Origin of the sequence: Arenibacter flavimaris, from assembly GCF_030291335.1 — a bacterium.
GTDB lineage: Bacteria > Bacteroidota > Bacteroidia > Flavobacteriales > Flavobacteriaceae > Arenibacter.
The window spans coordinates 1-22,587 of record NZ_JASWIM010000037.1 but is presented as its reverse complement, the minus strand read 5'-3'; the positions used below and the strand labels follow the sequence as shown (position 1 = coordinate 22,587).

Here is a 22,587-nt window from a genome sequence, read left to right as displayed (position 1 = left end):
TTTTAAACATTTATTTTTGATTCCCCAAAATTGATAGGCTATCATTAATTTTTAAAAACACAGTTACTCTTTCGTGACCTGCAATAATACTTTTTACATCGCGAACCTCCCCTTCCACGAACAATCCGGATTGGCTAGATCCAAAGGCTGAAAAACCTCCATTACCATCGCCTCTTAAAAAAAGAGCCCTATTACCATCATAAATACCTACCTCAGGTTTTGACCAATGAAAATTACCGACCAGAAGAATATCTAAATTTCCGTCCAAATCATAATCGAAAACTTCTAAGGCATAAACTGGTGAAAATTGGGCTTCTGAAGGAAGCTTTTGCTCCTCATATTTACCTCTTCTATATAAATAACATGTAGTAGCCGTATTATATACTTCCCTTATGCTTGATTTTTGCACCAATTCCGGTCCAAAAATATCTTCCACCGTCTGTTCCCTATAGCTCTTAAATTTTAAATATTTTTTTTTCAAATATGGAAGTTGTGAAACCAGATCTGTTTTTCCTATTAAAGGGTATTCATTTTCTCCTTTGAAGGTTGTTATGATATGTTCTGTTTTCCCATTGGCATCAAAGTCATTTAAATACATTCGAACCGGCTTGTTTGGACTAGCTTTGAACCTTGAATTTAAGCCGTGGTTTCCAACAACCAAATCCAGATAGCCATCAGAATCCAAATCGGCAATTTCTATGACATTCCAGAAACCATTGCTGTGCTCTAAACCAACTTCTGGAGTAATATTTACAAAGGAACCCCCATTATTTTGAAATATAGTAACAGGCATCCAATCCCCTACAACAACCAAATCTTCATCACCATCATTATCATGATCGAACCATTTAGCATCTGTTATCATTCCAATTCCAAATAGTTCGGGCGCCAATAATTCTGTTTTATTGGCAAACTGGCCCTTCCCATCATTTATAAGTATATAACCGTTGACCGGCATACCGTAATCGAAGGATTTGGAACGGGTTCCTACAAACAAATCCTGATCACCATCCTTGTCAATATCAGCTGCTATAACACAGGACGAGTTCTCGTAAAAATTGGTAGGTAGATTTTGACCGGATAGAACGTAGTTACCGTTTCCCTGATTAAAATAAAGCCTATCTTTCAAAGATGATGAAGTTGATGGGAATTCGTTTCCGCCACTGCACACATATAAATCCAAATCACCATCGTTATCGGCATCAAAAAAACAAGAACCGGCATCCATACTGGATTTATCATTTTCAAAGCTAAGTTGGGGCTTAATTGTAAAATTACCTTTGTTGTTTTGAACAAATAAAACACCTGTCTCCCCTTTTGCCCCACCTATATAAATATCAGCTCTATCATCATTATCAACATCGGCTATTGACATTTTTGTGCCCTCTGCAGATTGCATATGGAATAACAAGGGGTTACGATCAAAATCATTAAAGTTTGATTTCTTGTAGTAATAGGCCAATCCTTTGTTGTCATTTTCTAAATTGAATATTCCCTTGCCTACTGATCTATGGCTTTGCACTATGGGAATGGCATTTTCATTTAGTTGTTGGGCAAATGAAATTATTTGATCCACCTGAACATCTTTTTCTATTTCAACGGATAGATCTGGCCATTGGATTCGGATAGAATCAACTTTTGGGTTTATTCCAAGTCCAAAGTGTAATCTATAGTCTACTGATGATTGGTAGCCCCTCATTGGTGCCAGTTCTTGATATAGTTCCTTACCGTCCTGATATACTGTGACCTGGCTTCCCATGGCGAAGGTGTTTTTTTCCGTTCCCTTTAGTGCTATGGTCAAAAAATGATGTTCGGGCCGCAAAGTTTCCGCATTATTACGATAAACCGATGCTGGCATATTAACATTATTCATTACTAAATCCAGGTCCCCATCATTGTCCAGATCGGCATAGGCAGACCCATTTGAAAAAGTAGGTTTCTCAAAACCCCAATTTATGGTCTCATCCGTAAAGGTAAGGTCCCCGTTATTCCTGTAGGCGAAATTAGGCAAAGGGGTAGATGGTATGCTGTCTATAAGCTGTTTAAGAAAACTGCCCCTCTCCTCAAAAAGACGGCGCGCCGTTATAGGGTCTGCATAAAAATTTAAATAGTCCAAATCTATAAGATCTTTATAGATACCATTTGCCACAAATATATCTTTTAGCCCATCATTGTCCAAGTCCGCAATTAATGCTCCCCAGCTCCAATCTGTAGCTTCCACTCCCGAAAATCGTGAAATTTCACTCATGAATATGTTGTCCCCTTCGTCTTTATATCCTCTGTTCAATTGAAGGACATTCCTGGGAAACTGCCTGTAATATCCTGCCTTCATATTGGCCTGATATTTATTCCAATCCTCAAAAATGGCTTTAGTCTTTAAACGGGCTTCTTCCTTAGGCAGCATTTCGGTTACAAAAATTTCTGGAAACCCATCATTATTTATGTCGGCCATATCTGCCCCCATAGACCCCAAACTTATTTCACCAATACTACCCTCTAAGTCTTCAGTAAACGTTCCATCCTTATTGTTGATATACAAATAGTCTTTTTCAAAATAATCGTTGGATACAAATATGTCTTGCCAACCATCCTTATTGAGGTCCCCGATGGTTACCCCTAAACCGAAACCTATAGTGCTACCATAAATGCCTGCCTGCTCACTAACATCGGCAAAAACAGCCCCGTCATTCCTATAGAGTTTATTTCCTCCATAGGGATCCCTAATCAATCGCCTATCTTTTTTTAAATCATAATTGCCTATTGATTTTATTGAATTGTTCAGTAGATACATGTCCAGGTCACCATCCTTGTCATAATCGAAAAAAACAGCATGGGTAGAAAACCCATAATCCGCTATTCCATACTCTTTGGCCATTTCGTGAAAAACAGGGTAGGTACCTGTTTTATCCAACCCTCTATTGATGAAGAGTTCATTATTTCTTCTTTCACCTTCCGGTTTTCCAGACTTACAAATGTATATATCCAGCAATCCGTCTCCATTTACATCTGCAAAACTAACCCCGGTTGACCACACTCCTAAGGAGTTGAGCCCACTTTCATCTGTTACATCCTTAAACTCAAAATCTCCCTGATTTAAATACAGTTTATTCGAAACCATACCCCCTGTAAAAAACAAATCTTGAAGCCCATCATTGTTTATGTCGGCAATAGCAACCCCTCCACCATTATAAAAATTACGATAGGTATAGGTATTAAAATCTTCGGTATAGGTTAACTCGTTTTTAAAATCAATATTGGTTCTGGATTCAGGTAAGAAGGTAAAAAGTGTTGTTTTATTGGTTCCGGTTTGTACATCTCCAAAATCCTTCTTACAAGAAATGCAGATCAATGATAAAATGAATATAAAACTACACAAAACCTTTGTTTTCATAAAATAGTCTCTATAAATAGGAAAGACACCTAAAAATAGTGTCTTTCCTCATCAAATTAACTAACAATAATTCTTAATACGGTTAATATCCAGGATTTTGAACTAGATTTGGATTACCGTTAACTTGATCTGTAGGAATTGGGAAAACTTTTTTATTTGGATCAGTAAGGGTTTTCTCCCACCATTGGGTATCAAATCTGTTAAACCTGATCATTACCGTTCTAGCCTGACATTCAAATGCCAATTCTCTTTGAATCTCATCATAGAGGGCATCTTCAGTCAAGGGGTCAATAGCACCCAATCCTACTCTGTCTCGCACCTGTCTCACAAGTTCAACAGCTTCGGAACTTGCATTGTTTTCTCTCCAAAGTGCTTCCGCACGCATAAGCACCACATCTGCATATCTTACTGCCGGAAAATCATTTTCCATTGCGGTTCCGATACCATTTTCAATTTTAAATTTTCCAATACGCGCCCCAGATTGACTGAAGGCCTTAGGGGTTAATTCATTAATATAGGGAGTGAAAATCAATGGTGGTCCATCAGGCTCAGGATTACCTTTTGAATCAACCTCAATAGCCCCATTTGGATCATTTATAGGTTCACCTGAACTAGTGTATTGTTGACCTACAATAAACATTTGCTTCCGACCATCCGTTTCTTCAAAGGAATTATAAAATTCTTCCAAGGCCGTATAGCCATTCCATGGTCCATTTTGCAAATCATAGGTTTCCTTGTTCAAGGGGTGTAAAGTTTCCATGTGCAAAGCGAAACCGGCCCCACTCGACTTGGAATAAGGAACAACAAAAATATTTTCATTGGATCCCTCGTTTCGTATTTCGAAATTATCCAAGTAATTCGGCTCCAAAGAAAATTGCCCACCATCTATAATTTCCTGTGTGATGGCTGCTACCTTGCCCCATTGTGGCGTGCCTGTATACGTTTCGGCATTTAAATATACCCTTGCCAAAATACCCATTGCGGACCAACTATTTATCCTTCCGTACAGTTCACCTTTGGTTCCTGATGGTAAAAGTGGAATAAGTTCTTCCAATTCTGCTACAATATAATTAAAAACCTCTTGTTTTGGTGTTCTTGAAGGGCTTGCTTCTGCTGTCGCAAAGGTGGTAACCAAGGGAACATCCCCAAACAAATCCATTGCCATATAAAAATAGAGAGCCCTAAGTGCCCGTAATTCATTAACAGCTGCCTCTGAATCGGCTGCCGATGCTTGAAACTCTTCAATGAGCCTATTACACGTAGATACTCCGCTAAAACATAAGTTCCAGGCACCATTAATATCTCCAGAATTGTTTTCCCATTCATGCCTATGTAGCCTCGCCCAAAGACCACCATCATCCCAGGGTCCAAATTTTGCTGGGGCTGCACTCGTTTCTGTTGAGAGCTCCTGAAGATTGAAATAGCTTCCTGCATATCCCTTTAATGGCTCATAGGCCGTTAATATGGCAGCAAGTTGCGTATCTGTGGTAGTGTACTCCGTTTCAGGCGTTAAATCACTATAAATCTCAGTTTCAAGATCAGTACAGGAGATGACCGTAACACAAACTAGGACACCAACAATTATCGATTTCATTTTAAATGTTTTCATTTTGCAAGTTTTTATATTAAAGTCCTATATTTAAACCTAAACTAATTGTCTTGGTACGGAAATATGAATTTCTATCATCAACACCGGGTGCCAAAGGCGAACCATAAGAGTAATGAACCTCGGGATCCACACCAGTGTAACCGCTTATTACAAATAAGTTTTGACCGGAGGCATATAGTCTAAAACTTTTTATAGCAGAAGATTTTCCAACCTCAAAGTTATAGCCCAAGGTAATATTGTCCAGCTTTAAGAAATCAGCTTTCTCTACATAATAGCTGTTCCAACTTTCAGGCTGTGTCAGTTCTGGTAAATAATACTTTGTCCTTACGGGGTTGTAATTATTGGAGGCAGCAGGAGATTCATAATAGGCCCTATTAATGTTTACCAAACTATGGCCAAAAGCACCTCTCATAGTAAAATTCAAATCCAAATTCCTATAATGGAAGGAATTGCTCCAACCAATTTCAAAATCTGGCAAACCATTACCTGCCACTACGGCATCATCCTCTTGGTTAATGGTTCCATCTCCGTTTCTATCGGTGATTATTCTTCTACCTTGATCATCCAATCCTTCAAAAGTAGGAGCCATTATGTCTCCAATCTTTTCTCCTTCCTTTACACGAATCACCAAAATGTTATTCAGTCCAGGGGCACCAAGGTTTCCCAAGAATATTTGCTCCCTATCACCATCCAAACTTACAAGTTCCGTATTAAAGGTTGAAAATGTAACTCCTGTATTATACGAAAAGTCTTGTTTTTGGATTACTGCGCCATTCAACGCTATTTCTAGGCCATTCGATTTTAATTCACCGATATTCAACAAGGTATTGGGGTAAAAATTAGGCGGTACAGGTACGCTAACGGATTGTAATACATCTGTTGTGTTTCTGCTATAAAAATCAATAGAACCGTATAAACGGGAATCAAATAAACCAAAATCAAGCCCCATGTTCGTTTCTGCCTTTTCTTCCCATTTAAGATCTGGATTGGGATTTGAAGCAAAATTTACACCCTGTAAATAACGGGTGTTGTTGAAATAGCTCCTAGAACCCCTGGACAGTCTTGTGCGGCTTTCATAATTCTCATTAGGCAAATTCCCTGTAATACCGTAACCGGCACGAAGTTTTAAAACACTAAAAGGAATCTCGAACATTTCCGCAAAATCCATACCCCCACTAATTGAGTAAAAGTTACCCCATTGTTCATTGATACCAAATTTGGAAGACCCTTCCCTTCTTATGGAGCCACTAACAAAAAACTTATCCTCAAAATTGAACATGGCCCTTCCAAAGAACGAAATCAATCTCGATTCTTCCTTTTGACTGTTCATACCGGCAAATGCATCACTTCCCGTAGCCGTACCCAGTCCTAATTCCAGAGCGTTGTAAAGTAATTCATCTGTTATAAAATTGGTATTAAACGCGTTAAAATTTTCAAACGAGAACTGCTGCCAGGAATAACCGCCCAAAAGCGACACTTTAAGCCCATTGAAGTTTTTTTGGTAATTGGCCGTTAATTCAAATAATTCATTAAGCCTATCCTCCGACTCTTTTCTAGCCCGCCCCTTCTGACCTGATCCTGCTGAAAACCGAGTTTTTGAGGAAAAATACTGGGAACGGAGGTCACTCTCATACTGTAAGGAATAAAAGGCAGAAAAGTCAAAATTATCAGTAAGCTTATACTTCGCTCGTATATTTCCCAACATGGTTTTAAAGGTGCCCTCGTCCGTAACTTCATTGGCGATTCCCAAAGGGTTATGATATTCTGGAGTACTTGGCTCCCAATAGCCATTTGCTGCATCACCACCTATATAAACCGGGGCTGTTGGATCCGCAATAATTGCAAACCGAAGTGATTCATAAGGTTTAAATTGGGCATTTTTTTTCGTTACACCCCCATTAAGCGTTAAAATTAACTTATCATTCATGGCACGCTGTTCAAAATTGAACCTTGCGTTTAATTGGTCAAAACCCGTACCTAGTGCAATGCCCTCTACATCCCTATAATTAATAGAGGCCCTATAATTTCCATTGGCAGTGCCATTTGAAATTGCCAAATTGTGAACATTTGAAATTCCCGTTTGTGTCAATAAATCCAGCCAATCAGTTTTATAGCCATTGTCAACTCCACCAGCCTCAACAAATTGTTCTGGAGTAGAATTGGGAACAAATTTGGCCACACTTTCCATTGCTAGATAAGTATTGTACTCTATTCTAGCAGCACCAACTCCAACCGCTTTTTTGGTTGTTACCAAAATAACACCTGAGGCTCCCCTAGTTCCATATATTGCTGCTGCGGAGGCATCCTTAAGAACTTCTATCGATTTAATATCATTTGGATCGATCAAGGCCAAGGCACCACCTACCACTCCGTCTATAACTATTAAAGGTTGGGAATTGGCCCCAAAAGTTGATAACCCCCTTAGACGTATATTATAACCTGCATTGGGATCACCACCCGGTTTCGCAATAGATAAGCCGGCCACTTTACCTTGCAGTAACTGAGCAGGATTACTAATGTTACCCTTATTAAATTCTTTGGAATCAACACTGGCTACGGCGCTGGTTATTTCCCTTCTTTCAACAGTACCGTATCCGATACTGGTGATGGTAACCTCATTTAGTTGCGTAAAATCCTCTTCTAATGAAACATCAATTGTTGATTGTTCCAAAACGGGAATATCAATATTCTGGAACCCTACATAGCTAAATTGAAGAACGTCTGAAGGAGATGCTTGTATGGAATACTTTCCATCGAAATCCGTTACAGCACCAATCGTTGTACCTTTGACAATTATACTGACACCCAATAAAGGTATATCATCATTAGCATTAACCACCGTACCCTGAATGGTACGTTGAGTTTGTCCAAAGCTAACTAAGGTAGTCATGAATAATAGAAATGTCAATATCCCAACAGTCTTGGGAAGTCGAAATTTAAATCCGAAATGAACTGGTTTTTTTTTCATAAGTGAGTCTGGTTCGTTATTAAGTGTGTTATTTACACCTGTAAATAAAGCAAAGAAAAATGACATATGCAAGGGTCCAACATAAATATGTGTAGTTTTAACACTTTTATTTCACACCTGAAAATCAATATTTTGCAGCTATCGGTAATTTAGCTTTTAAAGAATAACTAGTTTTTTTGATAAGGAATTATCCTAATCTTGTTAAATTTGCCCCACAAAAATTCAACAATGGTATTAAATCATTATAATAAAGAAGACAAGGTTCTATTAGCGGTTGATTGTATAATTTTTGGATTTGATAAAGAAAAATTAAAGATTCTATTAGTTCAGAGAGACTTTGAACCGGAAAAGGGAAATTGGTCCCTAATAGGAGGTTTTCTTAAAAAAGAAGAAGATTTGGACAAAGCGGCCACCAGGATACTAAATCATTTGACCGGTCTGAACAATATATATATGGAACAAGTATATTCCTTCTCCAAAGTGGATCGTGATCCTGCTGAAAGAACAATTTCTGTTGCCTATTATGCCCTCATCGATATCGCTTCCCATGACAAGGAGCTTTTAAAACAGAATCCCATACAATGGTTTAACCTAAAGGATGCACCTAAGTTAATTTTTGACCACGGCCGTATGGTAGAACGGGCAATGGCCAGGTTACGTAGAAGGGCATTAAACAAGCCCATAGGTTTTGAACTTTTGCCAAAAAAATTTACAATGCGCCAATTGCAAAAATTGTACGAAGCCATATTGGATACTAAGTTGGACAAACGAAACTTCATTAACAAGTTCAATTCCTTGGATATATTGGTTAAGTTGGATGAAAAAGATATGAAATCTTCCAAAAAAGGGGCATTCCTATTTCAATTCGATGAGGAAAAATACAATCGTAAAGTAGAGGATGGTTTTAATTTTAAGCTATAAACATTATAGTTCATTGACCCTTTAGGTTGGAATTGGGCTGAATATCCCGTTACATCATTCCATAGGATAATGATCAACATCTCCATATATCAATTTCCAGATCCCATCGCGTTTTTCCCATACAAAGGTGTTTGGCCCTTGGGATTGAGAAATTGTCCCATCTTTGGCAACAAGTGAATCGGTAAATATAAATGAAGAAATCGCGTGATGATTTCCTATAGGAATAATTCTTACATTTTTCCATTCCGAATCAAAGCTTTCCAAGGATGCCATGAAGGCTTTAGTGCCTTCCCTGACGTTATCATATGCAATATAATTTCCATCTGCCAACATGATGAATTCTGGCCATAATAGATCTACAACCCCATCGGAATTCAGAGTTGTATCGGCCATATGAAAAGCATCGACCCTACTTTTCACTTGTTCAATTAAGGCTACTGAATCAATCTCTTTGACTACTACTTTTTTGTTGCAACTTAGTGGTAACCATAGCAAACACCAAAGGACCTTTAAAAGAATTCGAAAATTCAACTTTTACCAATTTTAATTAAATTTATCTACAACAAGGGTATAGGTGGAAGCTGTACTTAAATTCCTCCTATAGGTCTAATTTACTAAATCTTTTTTTTTGGGGTCAATGCCATCCCTTTGGCATTGATACACTATTATGTTATTACAGGGATCTCGCTGTTACAACGTTATAGGTTCCAAGCACCAAATCCTCATCCATAAAAATTGAGGGTGCCTTTTCACCAGAATCTTAAAAAATAATTCTCACTCATTAATTTAACCCCTTTGTTAGCACATGACATTCAAATATTTGATTATAAAAAATTGTCATTATCACGCAACTTCATTATGTCAAATCGGCATGATTTTAAAACTTTATTAATAATTTTTTTCTGAATTTCTTAAAAGAATTTTAAAAATTTATCAATGGAACAGGGCCCCCACATTTTGGCATTTTATTTGTCCGATATTTTTCAGATTATTTGAATTATTGTTTAACCTAAATTTTTTTGTAATTATGGGCAATCTAGTAACAACAAGAAAAAATGGCAGTAAGGTAAGCACAAATTCGAATGGCCTTAGCTATCCAACATGGTCCTCTTGGTTGGATGAAGCGTTCAATTGGGAACTACCTTCAGTTTTTACTACAAATTATAATTCCTTGCCCGAAGTAAATATCAGGGAGACCAAGGATGCCTATTTTGTAGATATGGCGGTACCAGGATTGAAAAAATCAGATTTCCGTATCAATTTGGATAATCAAGTGCTTTCCATTTGCACAGAAGTGGAAGAAAACAACGAACAGAAAGAAGACAACTTTATCCGTAGGGAGTTTGGCTATTCTTCTTTCAAGCGTTCGTTCTCACTACCAAAAACGATAAACGAGGATGATATCAATGCGAAGTATACCGATGGGGTATTGAGCATTCACCTGCCCAAAAATGAAGAGGCTATCCAAAACCCCGCCAGAACTATCAAGATTTCATAAGAGTCTAGTTTTAAAAGGCCGGTATTGCCGGCCTTTTAATTAATTCAATCGTGTTTACGTAATAATCGAATAGGAACTTTAAATTATCTTAAAAATGAAAGTATTTGGAAAAAAAATAGGAAAAGACCTTAAAATCCCACCGTTTATAGACAACTTTATCGGGAAACTTTTACCTAACAAAAACAAGGATAACGAAGAGCTGGTAACAATTCCATCGACCAATATCAGTGATGAAGAAAAAGCTTTTGAACTCTCGCTCGCTTTGCCGGGATTGGACAAGAACGATGTTAACATAGAAATAGAGAACGAGTGCATTATAGTAAGTGCCCACAAAGAACAGAGCAGAGAGGAAAAGCATAAAAACTGGGTGCGCACAGAGTTTGTAAGCAATTCGTTCTATAGAGCCTTCGGTCTACTACACTGCTCCCCATCTGTAAGACAGATTAAAGGTATTCCTTAGTTTATCATGATGCCAATTTTTTAGCATTATAAATTTGATCTGGCGGCACTTTCCCTATTTCGGTATGCCTTCTTTTGGTATTGTAGAATTCGACATACTCCCTTACCATTTGATAAAGGTCCAGACCACCATTGGGCGGGTTAAGGTATATCTTTTCGTATTTGATGGATTTCCAGAAACGTTCGATATAGATATTGTCCAATGCCCTCCCCTTACCATCCATGGATATCTGGATGTCGTGCCCTTTGAGCACCTCTATGTACTGGGTACTGGTATATTGGGATCCTTGGTCGGAATTATGTATCTCCGGGCTGCCATATTTGGCAATGGTGTCCTCCAAGAGTTCTATGCACCATTGTTTGTCCATCGAGTTCGAAACGCTCCAGTTCAGTATCTTTCTACTGTGTACATCGATTATGGCGTTCATGTACATGAACCCGCGTAACATGGGTATATAGGTGATGTCGGTCTGCCAGACCTGATCGGGCCGTTCTATTTTAAGGTCCCTGAGCAAGTAAGGGTACTTGTAGCTCTCGGGATCCCTGATAGTGGTCCTGGGCTTTCTGTATATGGTCCGTAGGCCCATGAGCTTGTACAGCCGTCTTGCCCTTTTTACATTGACACGGTACCCAAGATCAAGGTTTAGGTAATCTGTCATTCGCTCCACCCCATAATAGGGGTGTTCCAAGAAATGTGCATCGATCTCTTTCATGAGCTTTAGGTTCAACATACTCTCACTTCTGGGCCTGTAATAGAGACCGGAGCGGTGGATATCCAGGAGCTTACATTGTTGGACAAGATTTAGCCTTGGATGGGACCTTACCACCTTCTGTCTTCTTTCGGTAGTGCTCATTTGCCCAAGGCTTTCTTTAAAAAATCGTTCTCCACTTGCAACTGACCGATTTTATTGTAAAGCGGTCCGGTCCCGGAATCGGGATCTTCTTTTTCAGCTTTTGGCCCGAAGGCCAGATCCGCATTTTCTAAAAACTCGCGTTTCCAACCTGATATTTGGTTGGGATGCAATTCGAATTTGGCCGCAAGCTCTTGCAGGCTGCTCTGCTCCTTTATCGCCTCAATGGCCACTTTGGCCTTGAACGATGAACTGAATTTTCTTCTAGATCTCTTCATATTTGACAGGGTTAAATTACAACTTAACTTGCTGTCCTAAATTTGGGGAGTATTATACTAATCCACAACTATATTGTGCTTTCTTAGTTTACTAGCTAGTTTTTCTTCAAGATTTTCTAAATCATTATTATTAATCTCAATTAATTTAAACTTATACTTAGCATAGAGGCCTAATTTATTTTTTTTTCTTTCTGCATATCTTTCATTTTCCTCTAAACCCCAAAATTCAATATATAATTTTTGAGATGGAATGTAGAAATCGCAATACATTTCTTCATCAATATTTAATTTTCTTTCATAAGCATGGGCTATGCCATTTTTATATAAAAAATCATCGATAATTACTTCCGCTCGACTCCTCACATAATGCCCATCAGGTGTTCTATAATTAGCAGGGAATTTTTTTCTGAAATCATCGGTTTCATTTATCTCTTTTTCCTCCTTGACTAAATCATCAACATTTCCAGTTGCTTCGTTTATCAGTCTTATGAAGTGCTTATTGTCGGTTAATTCTTTACTCCAAACAACATAAGGTTTTCCATTTTGGGCTTCCATTTGTATTGCTCCATTTTTTAAACCTGGTTCTGTACAAATCCAGCCACCTCTATCTTTTTCGATCCAACCTAGCTCAGATAAAAATAGATTTACCTTTTGTCTTGAAATCTCATATTGATCTCCAATTTTAGTAACATTTAAAGTTTCAGAGTAATCAGTAGTTTGATTCAGGTCAATATTTATTGGCCATACAATATACTCCCCGAATTTGGGATTATATTTAATATCACCTCCTGCCATCCTGCCTTCATTTGTTAAATTCCATTTATCATCTTTTTTATATATCCAATTATTATTTGAAAGAATTTTAAACAATTCATTAGTTTCGATTCCTCGTTCTTTAGATAAAGCAGTAGCTGATATTTGTCTCATATTACAAAAACGTATATGGATAGTAAATATTATGAATTATGTTTTATATGCATTTCATGGAATAGTTATATTTGAAGTAGAGGTTAATAGGCAATTTTTCTATTAAAATTTGAAAAATGTAGTGATTTAGAAATAGTATAACCATACTAGATTTTATCACTTAGCTATAAGGCAAGAATAGCGTTAACTCATTATGAGATAAGGTTGTAAATCTTTGCAAAGTATTCCCTATTCATCAAAAAAGAAGTCATGTATTTCTATGATATTTCCCCGTTTAATTTGAATTAAATTTTTGGTTTCCTTTAAATAAATACCAAGGGATTTTTCATTGTAAATAAATTTCATTTCTTCATTGTAATCGGTAGTTACGTACATGTCCCCAGAAAGTTCATAAAAGGGAATTGTAGTTTTGCTTTTTACTTTTATTCCTTTATTTACAATTTTACCATCGGTAAGTTGTTCCCTAACAAAAGTATCATTTTTTTCTCCCGAGGCAACTTTGGTATAGGAGGTCATCATATTGATCCATTCTTTAGAATCTATTAAAAACCAGCGTACTTTATCAAAGTCTATACCGAATTCATTTATCCAACCATAGCTGGTAAAGCCAAGCAAAATTTGCTTTTTTCCATCCAACTCCGGTTTGTCCTGAGGTACAAATTCCTGAATTTTAAAGGAGATTACGGATGTTTCCGACATGTCCTTTAACTTTTTGCCGTTAAAATCCAGTGTTTGCAAAGAGAAATTAACCAATTCCGGATTATTGGACAAGATCCATTCGGTTGCGGTTAACTCCGCGCGTTCCTTCATCTGCTCTACCGCTGCAATCCCGGCACCAATGGCCAACAACGCTCCTGCCCCAGCGGCTATTGCGGCACCATTATCTTGGGCGTGTGTATTCTTTGGGACTAAAAAAGTGATGATAAGTAAAAATAATAAGGTAACTTTTTTCATAATTTGATTTTCTGAATTAGATGATTGGTTATAAATTTTACTCTGTAGTGCAATATTATCAATAGGCAAGTTAATTACAGTTAACCCGGAAGCAATGCGGAAAACCGCAATTGCGTGCAGTAATTCTGCATTAGTTTTGAACCGGGCGATATTGCCAAACATGAAATCAATATTTAATCTAAAGTACTTTTATGAAAATTAAGTCTATAGTCGTATTATCCTCAATTCTTATAATATTGGGGAGTTGTAGCAAGGAATCTACATCAGATGAATTTGAACAAGCCAATGGGAAGGTAGCCGAAAAATTAATTACTCGGATGGATATGATATCTGTTCAGGATTCAGAGGAAAACGCATCCTTATTTATTAATTATGATTCAAAAAACAGGGTCAGCAGTTTTACCGACGGTTACGATTCTAACGTTCTTGTCTACGAGGATGACGAGCTGTCTACCATTTCAGGCGGAAGTGAACCGCTGCAAACCAGTGAATTTTATAATATGCCTTATGATATTTTTCAATTTGGAGAGGTTCTAGAATACGATTCTAACAAGAACCCTTCGATTATAAGGCTACTTGAAGAAGATTATGAAGGGAGTATACAGGAATTTAAGGTAGATGTATCTTACGACCCAACACCTAACCCTTTTTTCTATACCCTAAAAGCAGCTGGTGCTATTGCCGTATTGGATAAGGTCCAATTCAATATCGGTTTGTCTACTCAATCACCAGACCTCATTCAAGCTAGAAAACTGTTGCCATTGAACAACATTAAAAAAATAGTAGTCACAGATGTTGAGCGCGGATCAGTTACATTTCAATTAGTTGCGGACTATGTTTATGATGAAGATGATTACCCGATTTCCGCCACCTTCACAGCTATTTCTGAAAATGATGGCACTAGTATTTTCTTAAAAAAATATGAGTACAAATAACCCAATTATAGTCTTGAAGTAAAAATAACTATCTCAATACTTCGGATTCCAATAAAAGCTTTATTATCGTAAATAAGGATACCCCTTAGAGGGTATCTTTTTTATATTATAGGTTGGTAAGTTGGACAAACTCCTTCATTTTATATAGGATTCGCTCCCCAATTTCTCTTTCCTTTTATAATGCAAAAATTGGAATCATTATATTACGGAAAGGCGCAAGGGATACCCAAATTTTTTCGTTTTATTTGTGATATACGGCCATTCAATTTCTATCGAGTAGCATTGATGTTTTTTTAAATAAAATTTGAAACAGTATAATTGCCTTATGAGGAAGCCAAAAATAGAATTAATTAAATCCATTGCTATAGTAATCTTACTTGCATTTATCTCTATTTCTTGGGGTAATATGCAAAACAGTTCAAAACAACTGGGTGAGAATTTTACTTTGAGAGATCAGGAAAAGGAAAAGTTGGTCGAATTTTCTGAAACTGACACTACCAAATTAAAGCACTTAAAAGGCAAAATCATAAGGATCCTTGATGGTGATACTGTAGAAATGCTTTATGGAGAATTACCTATTAAACTTCGATTGGAACATATTGATGCCCCAGAAAAAAGAGGAAAACAACCTTTTGGGAATAGGGCTAAACTTGCAATTTCTGACCTATGTTTTGGGCAAATGGTTAAAATCCGATCCGATGGTAAATTTGATCGCAATGGAAGATTGATCGGGGTTATTTTTAATAAGGACAGCTTAAATGTGAATAAAGAAATGGTACGCCTGGGCATGGCTTGGCACTTTAAAAAATATTCGGATGACATGAGCTATGACGAACTGGAAAGAGAAGCACGAGCCAGCAAAGTTGGCTTGTGGAAGGACCCCAACCCTATAGCGCCATGGGATTATAGGTAAGATGTTATTTGGTAGTTTACAAATTATAGCCTTCCCTAAAAATGAAGCCTTAACCTCTAGGTATAGCTATATTACCAGGCGTTTTTTGATAGCTCAGATTCAACAAATGTTCGAAGATTTTCAGATAATGGAAAAAATATTCCATTAATTCGTTTCATCAAATAACCATCCTCTTTCATGTATTTTTTATGCAGCTCTTCAGGGTCATTAAGTAATTTGGTTATTTTTCTTTTTTCACTCTTAGAAGTCCTATCATTTTTTAACGCATTTTGAAGCTTAAGTATATATTCATTTTCAGAATATGCATAAAAACTTTCAATTGACTGACTTAAATCCATAATTCCTTCATGCACAAAATCATTAATCACAAGCCTATACCTTCCTTCTTTGATTGAAATATTAAAAATAAATTTTAAGGTTTTCCACAATGAATTATAGGCAAGGGATGTTTGACCTTTTAAAATTATTTTATTCTTTAAATCCAATTGAATTACATCTTTGGCAGAATTAAAATTAAGTGCTATCCATTCTTTTGCTAAATCATGTATTTGTTTTTCAGTCCCATTAACCTCATAAACTTGATCTAAATAAACTGTTCGATTTATAGAATCAAATACTATTTGACTGAATATAATTTGAGTTGATAATAGAATTATAATAGAGAGTATTTTTTTCATTATTATAGTTTTAGACTAATTTTAGTTGAATTATCAATATTTGAAACTAGTTGATACCTGACACAGGATTTATGACTTAGTAATTTTCTAAGCTAAATTTATTATATAGCTTTTTGATATATACTCTTCCCGCCACCAAAGTAATTGGAGTAAATATGTTGATAGACGTTAGCTGTTTTTATTCCAACTTCTTCATCGGAGTAGGAATCTTGGGGCAAATACAGCAAGTTGTCATAAATAGTGCTTTTTACCTGGGCTTTTATTTGTCTACTTTCTCTCCATTTTTCAATTTTAAGCTTTTCGGTCTTTAATACATCTAATGTTTTAGCTGCTACCTTCTTGACTTCTTTTAATTCTTTATCGGATAGCTCCTTACCTTCCTTCAGCAAATCAAAAATGGCAAGTGTTTCCTGATCTTGTAAATTTTCTCTAACGACTCGTTGTTCCTCAAACGATAAATCCTTTATGAAGGTATTTAGGTTATCAAAGGTCCTAACAGTATCCTCTAAACTCTTTCCCCGGTTATACTCGTCTATTATTTCTTTATAGCGCTCGTAAAACTGAATACGGAGTGGGTTCTCTTTTAGCATTTGCTCCAAACGCTGCTCAATAGCTTCTTGCAAATTAAAAACCAGGGTGTTTTTTCGTGGTGTTTTGGCAAAGGCCGCTTTTAGCTTGTCAAAATCCAATGATGATAAATCTACATATACTTCTTCCTCATCCTCATTTACTTCTGGATTTCGTATAACAACACTGTCACTGACTATGGCTTGTAAATCCATGATAATTTGTATGACGTCTGCCGATTTCACATTTTGGTTTAAAGCAGTGTATATTGCTTCAATGGCATTATAATCTTTAACATGTGGCTTAAGCTTTTCTGAAGGAAATAATGCTTTATATTTTCTAAACACGTTACGAGCCATCATTTCAAAGGTGGTACGTGTTGTTTCATTTAAACAAACACAATCTGTCGCATCTTTTATTTTTGCGATTTTAGACATGGGTTTCGCATCTTTTAAATCCTGAAGCGAAAAATTAAGTTCTTTCAAATAAGCCTTTACATCCTTGATCGATTGTTCAATTTCAACACCTTCCAAGGGCTCAACAGGTTTTCCTTTTGGTTTTCCTTTGACACCAGTTTTATCCCCTTCACCATAAATAGTATAGGCATGTTCCAATTGCTTGTAGACATTTCCATAATCTACAATTAAACCATTTTCTTTTTCGTCATCGTAAACTCTATTGGCCCTAGCAATAGTTTGCATTAACGTATGGCCTTTTATAGGTTTATCCAGATACACCGTAGATACACAAGGTGCATCAAAACCAGTAATCCACATGGCGCAAACAATGGCTAGACGAAAAGGATTGTCTTCATCCTTAAATTCTTTCTCTAAATTGCGCTCTACAATCTTTCTGCGATGAACTTCAATATCTAAATTCATTTTACGGAATTTATCTACTTCGTTTTGCTCGCTGCTCACTACCACACAAACTTCAGTTTCTTTTACTTTGTTGTATTTACGTTTTAGCTCCTGTTCTTCTTGTTGGTCTTCGGCATTTTTAATCCGTTGTTCCAATTCTTTTAAATATTCCGGCCAATAATCTTGTATGAGTTCATACATTCTTACAGCTGTTGGCTTATCCAATGCCACGTACATGGCTTTACCTTGATAACCACGTTCGTTAAAGTGCCACACCAAATCCTTGGCAATGGCATCCAGTCTAGGTTGTGCTGTTAGTATGGGATAGTCTCTATTGAAAAGGTATTCCAATTTTTTCTTTTGGTCATCATCCAGGTCTTCATTTTCAAAAACCTCAGCCATTTTTTCATCCAGTTCTGGATTCGTAATGTCCAACTTTTCACCCCTATTTAAATAGCGCAATGGTAAGGTGGCTTCATCTTCAATGGCGCGTTTAAAATCGTAAATAGATACATACTCACCAAAGATGTTTTTGGTTAGCTCTTCCTCTTCTTTAATTATTGGTGTTCCTGTAAACCCTAGATACGATGCGTTTGGCAAACCGTGAAAACGCATGTTTCTGGCATAGGTTCCAGATTGTGTTCTATGGGCCTCGTCGCTAATTACAATCACGTTTTTTCGTTCTGTAATTAAAGGATATTCGCTTTCTAGTTTAGGGTCTATGGAAAATTTGTGAATTAGTGTAAAAACGTATCTATGATTCTCTGAAAGCAACTCGCGTAAATGCTCACGACCAGTCATCCCTTTTTTCTTTCCGGCAATCACATTTTTATCATTCACCACACCAACGCCAGAAAAGGTATCATACAACTGATTTTCTAATTCGGTTCTATCTACTGCAATTAAAAAGGTGTAAGAACCCCCTAATTTCCGATGGATTTTTTCGCATAAAAAGACCATTGAATAGGATTTACCAGAGCCTTGTGTATGCCAAAACACTCCAAGTTTACCCTCTAAATCTTCAATATTATGGACATTTTCTATAACCTTGTTTACACCAATGTATTGATGGTTTTTGCACATCAGCTTTACCACATCGCCATGGGAATCATCAAAAAGCAAAAAGTTCTCGAAGATATCCATGAAGCGTTGCTTATCACAAGTGCCACGGAGCATGGTGTCTAAACTCACTTCACCTTCCTCCTGTTCTTCAATACGTTTCCAATCGAGAAAGTATTTAAAAGGGCTTGTTATGGTGCCTACCTTGGCATCTACACCATTACTTAATATGATGAACGCGTTATTATGAAACACCTGTGAAATGGTGTCTTTGTAATCTTTTAAATTATCGTTATACGCATGTCGTAAATCTTGATGATGCGCTTTAAGTTCGAAGAATATTAACGGAATACCGTTCACAAAACCAATCACATCCGGACGCCTTAAATAGAGCTCGCCAAGAACCTCTAGTTGTCTTACTGCCAGAAATTGATTGTCTTGATAGTTGTTAAAATTAAAAACCTTTAATTTGGTTTTTATGAGTTCATCTTTATCATTGGTGTAACTTACAGGGACCCCATTTTTTAACAGGTCGCTTTTTTCTTTGTTTATTCTTGGTAAGGTTTGGTCTGCTACGTTTTGAGTGATGCGTTCTATAGCCTGCTCATAAGCCAACTCTGGAAGATCCGGATTTAAATCTTTAAGTGCTTGCAACAAATAGCGTGTTAAAACTACTTCACTTTTATCTTCTCTTCCTAATAAACTATCCGGTCCAAATGACTCATTACGCCAAGCAGTAACAACGGTCCAGCCCAACTCTTCCAAGACTTCTTGAGTGGCGCTTTCTATTAAACCATCTTCGGAATATTCGTAGCTCATAGTTTTATTTTAATCAATTAAGCCAATTTTTAAATTGCTCACTTATGTTCTCTTGCCAATTCTTTATATTGTTATTGACTTCAACAGTAATCACACTACATTCTTTCTCTAATGGATGACTGGTAGTCGGGTCTAAAAATAACCCATGTCGTTTTTCGTTTTTAATTCCTGGATAAACTAAAGCTACTTTTTTCGCCTTATAGTATTCGTGGTAAACGTACATCTGTCTTAAATCATCAGGTGATGGGTTATATCCACTCAAATTTTTCCATTTGGTATCTAAAATAAAACTTTCTTCTCCGTTTTGTATCCAAATATCCGGTTTCATACTAGATCGATTTCCTCTTTCTGGTTTCCAAAAATATTTAGTTGTTTGCGCTGTAATTTGAGACTGATTCTTTTTGTGTTTTCTTAAACTCTTAAATATGAATTTCTCCCAAAGTAAATTCATATCAAACATAAGCGCTAAGACATTATTTCTACCCTTACTAATATCCGGATGATAATGTAAAAGCAACAATTTGGCAATTTCTATACCCTTTTTATAATGCTCTGTTTTTCTATTAAAAGCGAAGTTATTAAAAGTTGATTCTGTTACTTTTAAATCTGGCATTTCTGGGAAATTCAATAGTAAAGAACCAATTCTGCTTTGTAAAGAAGCGTTGGTGTTTATATGCTTTATGAGTTGAATAGTTTTGTATAAAATAAAATGTAATTGATGGTCTACATCATAAGAAGTATGACGAACATAAAACCGTTCTTGGTGGGTAACGTTATATTGAATGTGTTTACTAAACTGCAAACTTCCTTTTAATGCAGATACATTGCCTTCTTTTTTTCTGTATTTTTTGACTAAACCAGAATGCAATAAATACTCAACTTCTTTAATAAATAGCTCAAAATATAAATCGAGTATTGTATTCGGTTTTATTTTTAAATTACTTGAACTTGTTGATTTAATATCAAAACCACCAACAGACCGCATCATACCTATTAAAATATCACGCCATTTATTTTCTTCTATTTTAGAATTTGAACTTTTATCTGCTTTAGGCAACACTTCAATAAGGGTTTTACCTATTTGAATAACACCAACATATTCGTTAAACTGAACTCCATTATAGATTAATTTGAAAAACGGAATTCCAGAACCATAATAATGCTGTAAAGCTTTAAATTGGTCTTCAGAAATTCGTTTTTCACCCATATCTAAACGAAGAACTTCATGTTCAAAAACAACGATATGTCTATTTTCATTACTCAATAGAACCTTTCATTAAAAGTTGAATGGCTTTATCAAAAGACATATCAACATTGTCAATTTTATAATTGTGCTCCCTATTTCTGTAATCTATGATTTCATAAATATCCCTTTCTTCAAAATCACTACTGCTTTCATGATCAAAATCTGCAAAAGCATCGGTATTTTTATCCCAATCTTTTTTGTTCACAAAGCCTTTTCCTAAAACCAGACCTATTTTTCCAAAATCTCCAAAAAAGTATTCTTGTAACAATGGGATGATGTTTTTATAGAATGCTTTTAAAATTTCTTCTGCTTCATCTTTACCTTCTTCTACCATAAAATAGGCATGACCAATGATATGATCTTTATCTAACAGCTTGTCTATACGACTATTAATTGTTTTAAGAAGCTCAGAAGCTTTATAATTATAGACTGTATAATCTAATTGAGAAAGACTATAATCTGGTGGCATTTCTTGAAAACTGAAACGTCTTCTTAAAGCAGTATCTAAAGCTTCAACGCTTCTGTCTGCTGTATTCATAGTTCCAATAATGTATAGGTTTGGTGGTACACCAAAAGATTCTTTACTATATGGAAGTGTAACTTCTAAAGACTCATTATTACCTAAGCGCTTATCCTCTTCTATAAGTGTTATTAATTCTCCAAAAATTTGAGAAACATTTCCTCTATTTATTTCGTCAATTATTACAACAACGGGCTCGGCATATTTACCGTATTCCTTTATTGAATTGTTATAAACTCCAGCATTAAACTTTGTTAAGTTTTCTTTATCATCAATAACCTTAATTTCCTTAGATTCTTCAATTAAGTCTTCATTGGGCTGAAATTGATTTGATTCGTAATCTTTTAAGCCTCCAAATACAGCATAAAACTCTGTAATTCTTGGAGTGATTTGTACAGCATCCCTAACCTGACTTAAGCTTTTTATTTCATCAATGCTTTTAAAGGTGTCGTATAACTTTTGAATATTTTCTTTGGTTAAGGGAGCAGAGCTCTTTGCAATTGAATCCTTGGCCCTTGCAATAATAGAATTATTTCGGTTTATCTCTTTTACTTCTACCTCATTTCCTCTTAATGTTTTATAAACTGGAGGTTTGTTAGTATCAACCAATAAGGAGAGGTGATTAATAAAAGAATCGTATAAATCATCAAATGTATACTCCCCAGATTCTTCGTTAGATTTAATATATTCATTGTAACATAAATTTGCTGCATTGGCACAGGCTTTCTTAAAAATACCTGATTCAATATCATATTTTAAAAAGCTATCACTGTCTTCAGGCTTTTGAGGCTTAATGCCTTCTATAAAGTCCTCGTAATTCATGCTTTGGTGAAATGTTGTAAACAATATTCGACCTTTCCTTGATAAAGTGTCAAATTCTTTCTTTATTACTTTTCTGTCTTGTTTAAGGTCGAAATTTGGATTTATTATGGATATAGCTTTATTTATAGTATGATATGTTTTGCCTGTTCCTGGAGGGCCAAAAAGTATTTGGTTTAAAGGTGAATCCATATAATTAACGTGAGTTCGATATAAGGACTATCCAATTCTTTGAAGGTTGTCTATATTGATGTTTGGTTTTGTTGGGTAAAAGGCATATGCAATGAGTCCGGAAACCATATTTGTGATGAAGTTT

General features: G+C 36.1%; 17 protein-coding genes and 1 pseudogene. 5 read left to right on the top strand and 13 right to left on the bottom strand.

Annotated features, from left to right (window positions below; all coding sequences use genetic code 11):
• Window positions 1-10: 10 nt before the first annotated feature.
• From QSE00_RS21085 to QSE00_RS21075, 3 genes are all read right to left on the bottom strand, one after another.
• Complete coding sequence (locus QSE00_RS21085) at window positions 11-3,391, bottom strand: VCBS repeat-containing protein (protein ID WP_286107395.1); 3,381 nt, start codon at window positions 3,389-3,391, stop codon at window positions 11-13.
• A gap of 82 nt (window positions 3,392-3,473) precedes the next feature.
• Window positions 3,474-5,000, bottom strand: coding sequence for a RagB/SusD family nutrient uptake outer membrane protein (locus QSE00_RS21080; protein ID WP_286107394.1), 1,527 nt, complete (start codon window positions 4,998-5,000; stop codon window positions 3,474-3,476).
• 16 nt (window positions 5,001-5,016) lie between these two features.
• Window positions 5,017-7,968, bottom strand: a complete 2,952-nt coding sequence (locus QSE00_RS21075) for a SusC/RagA family TonB-linked outer membrane protein (RefSeq protein ID WP_286107393.1) — start codon at window positions 7,966-7,968, stop codon at window positions 5,017-5,019.
• Between the two features lie 228 nt (window positions 7,969-8,196).
• Between QSE00_RS21075 and QSE00_RS21070 the strand changes: the two genes are divergently transcribed.
• Window positions 8,197-8,889 carry an NUDIX hydrolase gene (locus QSE00_RS21070; protein ID WP_110357330.1) on the top strand — a complete coding sequence of 231 codons (693 nt, stop codon included), beginning with the start codon at window positions 8,197-8,199 and terminating at the stop codon, window positions 8,887-8,889.
• A gap of 54 nt (window positions 8,890-8,943) precedes the next feature.
• On the opposite strand, the gene QSE00_RS21065 is transcribed toward QSE00_RS21070, so the two are convergent.
• Complete coding sequence (locus QSE00_RS21065; protein ID WP_286107392.1) at window positions 8,944-9,309, bottom strand: nuclear transport factor 2 family protein; 366 nt, start codon at window positions 9,307-9,309, stop codon at window positions 8,944-8,946.
• A gap of 607 nt (window positions 9,310-9,916) precedes the next feature.
• On the opposite strand from QSE00_RS21065, the gene QSE00_RS21060 reads away from it, so the two are divergent.
• Both QSE00_RS21060 and QSE00_RS21055 read left to right on the top strand, forming a co-directional pair.
• Window positions 9,917-10,387 (top strand): Hsp20/alpha crystallin family protein, encoded by a 471-nt coding sequence (locus tag QSE00_RS21060; protein WP_110357332.1) that lies wholly within the window; start codon window positions 9,917-9,919, stop codon window positions 10,385-10,387.
• A 94-nt stretch (window positions 10,388-10,481) separates the two neighbouring features.
• On the top strand, window positions 10,482-10,847 hold the full coding sequence (locus QSE00_RS21055; protein ID WP_286107391.1) for an Hsp20/alpha crystallin family protein: 366 nt from the start codon (window positions 10,482-10,484) through the stop codon (window positions 10,845-10,847).
• Between the two features lie 4 nt (window positions 10,848-10,851).
• On the opposite strand, the gene QSE00_RS21050 is transcribed toward QSE00_RS21055, so the two are convergent.
• From QSE00_RS21050 to QSE00_RS21035, 4 genes are all read right to left on the bottom strand, one after another.
• A complete protein-coding gene (locus QSE00_RS21050; protein ID WP_286107390.1) occupies window positions 10,852-11,700 on the bottom strand; it encodes an IS3 family transposase in 849 nt (282 codons plus the stop codon).
• Complete coding sequence (locus QSE00_RS21045; protein WP_286107389.1) at window positions 11,697-11,975, bottom strand: transposase; 279 nt, start codon at window positions 11,973-11,975, stop codon at window positions 11,697-11,699. The genes QSE00_RS21050 and QSE00_RS21045 overlap by 4 nt, the downstream gene beginning before the upstream one ends.
• 57 nt (window positions 11,976-12,032) lie before the next feature.
• Complete coding sequence (locus QSE00_RS21040) at window positions 12,033-12,902, bottom strand: hypothetical protein (RefSeq protein WP_286107388.1); 870 nt, start codon at window positions 12,900-12,902, stop codon at window positions 12,033-12,035.
• A gap of 228 nt (window positions 12,903-13,130) precedes the next feature.
• Window positions 13,131-13,856, bottom strand: coding sequence for a hypothetical protein (locus QSE00_RS21035; RefSeq protein ID WP_286107387.1), 726 nt, complete (start codon window positions 13,854-13,856; stop codon window positions 13,131-13,133).
• A gap of 191 nt (window positions 13,857-14,047) precedes the next feature.
• Between QSE00_RS21035 and QSE00_RS21030 the strand changes: the two genes are divergently transcribed.
• Together QSE00_RS21030 and QSE00_RS21025 are read left to right on the top strand one after the other, a co-directional pair.
• On the top strand, window positions 14,048-14,791 hold the full coding sequence (locus QSE00_RS21030; RefSeq protein WP_286107386.1) for a hypothetical protein: 744 nt from the start codon (window positions 14,048-14,050) through the stop codon (window positions 14,789-14,791).
• Between the two features lie 325 nt (window positions 14,792-15,116).
• Complete coding sequence (locus QSE00_RS21025; protein WP_286107385.1) at window positions 15,117-15,704, top strand: thermonuclease family protein; 588 nt, start codon at window positions 15,117-15,119, stop codon at window positions 15,702-15,704.
• Window positions 15,705-15,775: 71 nt separating this feature from the next.
• Here QSE00_RS21025 and QSE00_RS21020 read toward each other — a convergent pair whose 3' ends face one another.
• The 5 genes and pseudogenes from QSE00_RS21020 to QSE00_RS25385 all read right to left on the bottom strand — a co-directional run.
• Window positions 15,776-16,381: a DUF4468 domain-containing protein gene (locus tag QSE00_RS21020; RefSeq protein ID WP_286107384.1), complete on the bottom strand. Its 606-nt coding sequence runs from the start codon at window positions 16,379-16,381 to the stop codon at window positions 15,776-15,778.
• A 101-nt stretch (window positions 16,382-16,482) separates the two neighbouring features.
• Window positions 16,483-19,686, bottom strand: coding sequence for a type I restriction endonuclease subunit R (locus QSE00_RS21015; protein ID WP_286107383.1), 3,204 nt, complete (start codon window positions 19,684-19,686; stop codon window positions 16,483-16,485).
• A 13-nt stretch (window positions 19,687-19,699) separates the two neighbouring features.
• Complete coding sequence (locus tag QSE00_RS21010; protein WP_286107382.1) at window positions 19,700-20,950, bottom strand: McrC family protein; 1,251 nt, start codon at window positions 20,948-20,950, stop codon at window positions 19,700-19,702.
• Window positions 20,943-22,463 carry an McrB family protein gene (locus QSE00_RS21005; protein ID WP_286107381.1) on the bottom strand — a complete coding sequence of 507 codons (1,521 nt, stop codon included), beginning with the start codon at window positions 22,461-22,463 and terminating at the stop codon, window positions 20,943-20,945. Before QSE00_RS21005 ends, QSE00_RS21010 begins: the two co-directional genes overlap by 8 nt.
• A 27-nt stretch (window positions 22,464-22,490) precedes the next feature.
• Window positions 22,491-22,587 (bottom strand): annotated as a pseudogene (locus QSE00_RS25385) (IS982 family transposase); the annotation flags it as partial.

Coding starts and splice junctions, on each gene's coding strand:
- QSE00_RS21085 (WP_286107395.1), bottom strand. CDS start 3,391: ATGAAAACAAAGGTTTTGTGTAGTTTTATATTCATTTTATCATTGATC.
- QSE00_RS21080 (WP_286107394.1), bottom strand. CDS start 5,000: ATGAAAACATTTAAAATGAAATCGATAATTGTTGGTGTCCTAGTTTGT.
- QSE00_RS21075 (WP_286107393.1), bottom strand. CDS start 7,968: ATGAAAAAAAAACCAGTTCATTTCGGATTTAAATTTCGACTTCCCAAG.
- QSE00_RS21070 (WP_110357330.1), top strand. CDS start 8,197: ATGGTATTAAATCATTATAATAAAGAAGACAAGGTTCTATTAGCGGTT.
- QSE00_RS21060 (WP_110357332.1), top strand. CDS start 9,917: ATGGGCAATCTAGTAACAACAAGAAAAAATGGCAGTAAGGTAAGCACA.
- QSE00_RS21055 (WP_286107391.1), top strand. CDS start 10,482: ATGAAAGTATTTGGAAAAAAAATAGGAAAAGACCTTAAAATCCCACCG.
- QSE00_RS21050 (WP_286107390.1), bottom strand. CDS start 11,700: ATGAGCACTACCGAAAGAAGACAGAAGGTGGTAAGGTCCCATCCAAGG.
- QSE00_RS21045 (WP_286107389.1), bottom strand. CDS start 11,975: ATGAAGAGATCTAGAAGAAAATTCAGTTCATCGTTCAAGGCCAAAGTG.
- QSE00_RS21040 (WP_286107388.1), bottom strand. CDS start 12,902: ATGAGACAAATATCAGCTACTGCTTTATCTAAAGAACGAGGAATCGAA.
- QSE00_RS21035 (WP_286107387.1), bottom strand. CDS start 13,856: ATGAAAAAAGTTACCTTATTATTTTTACTTATCATCACTTTTTTAGTC.
- QSE00_RS21030 (WP_286107386.1), top strand. CDS start 14,048: ATGAAAATTAAGTCTATAGTCGTATTATCCTCAATTCTTATAATATTG.
- QSE00_RS21025 (WP_286107385.1), top strand. CDS start 15,117: ATGAGGAAGCCAAAAATAGAATTAATTAAATCCATTGCTATAGTAATC.
- QSE00_RS21020 (WP_286107384.1), bottom strand. CDS start 16,381: ATGAAAAAAATACTCTCTATTATAATTCTATTATCAACTCAAATTATA.
- QSE00_RS21015 (WP_286107383.1), bottom strand. CDS start 19,686: ATGAGCTACGAATATTCCGAAGATGGTTTAATAGAAAGCGCCACTCAA.
- QSE00_RS21005 (WP_286107381.1), bottom strand. CDS start 22,463: ATGGATTCACCTTTAAACCAAATACTTTTTGGCCCTCCAGGAACAGGC.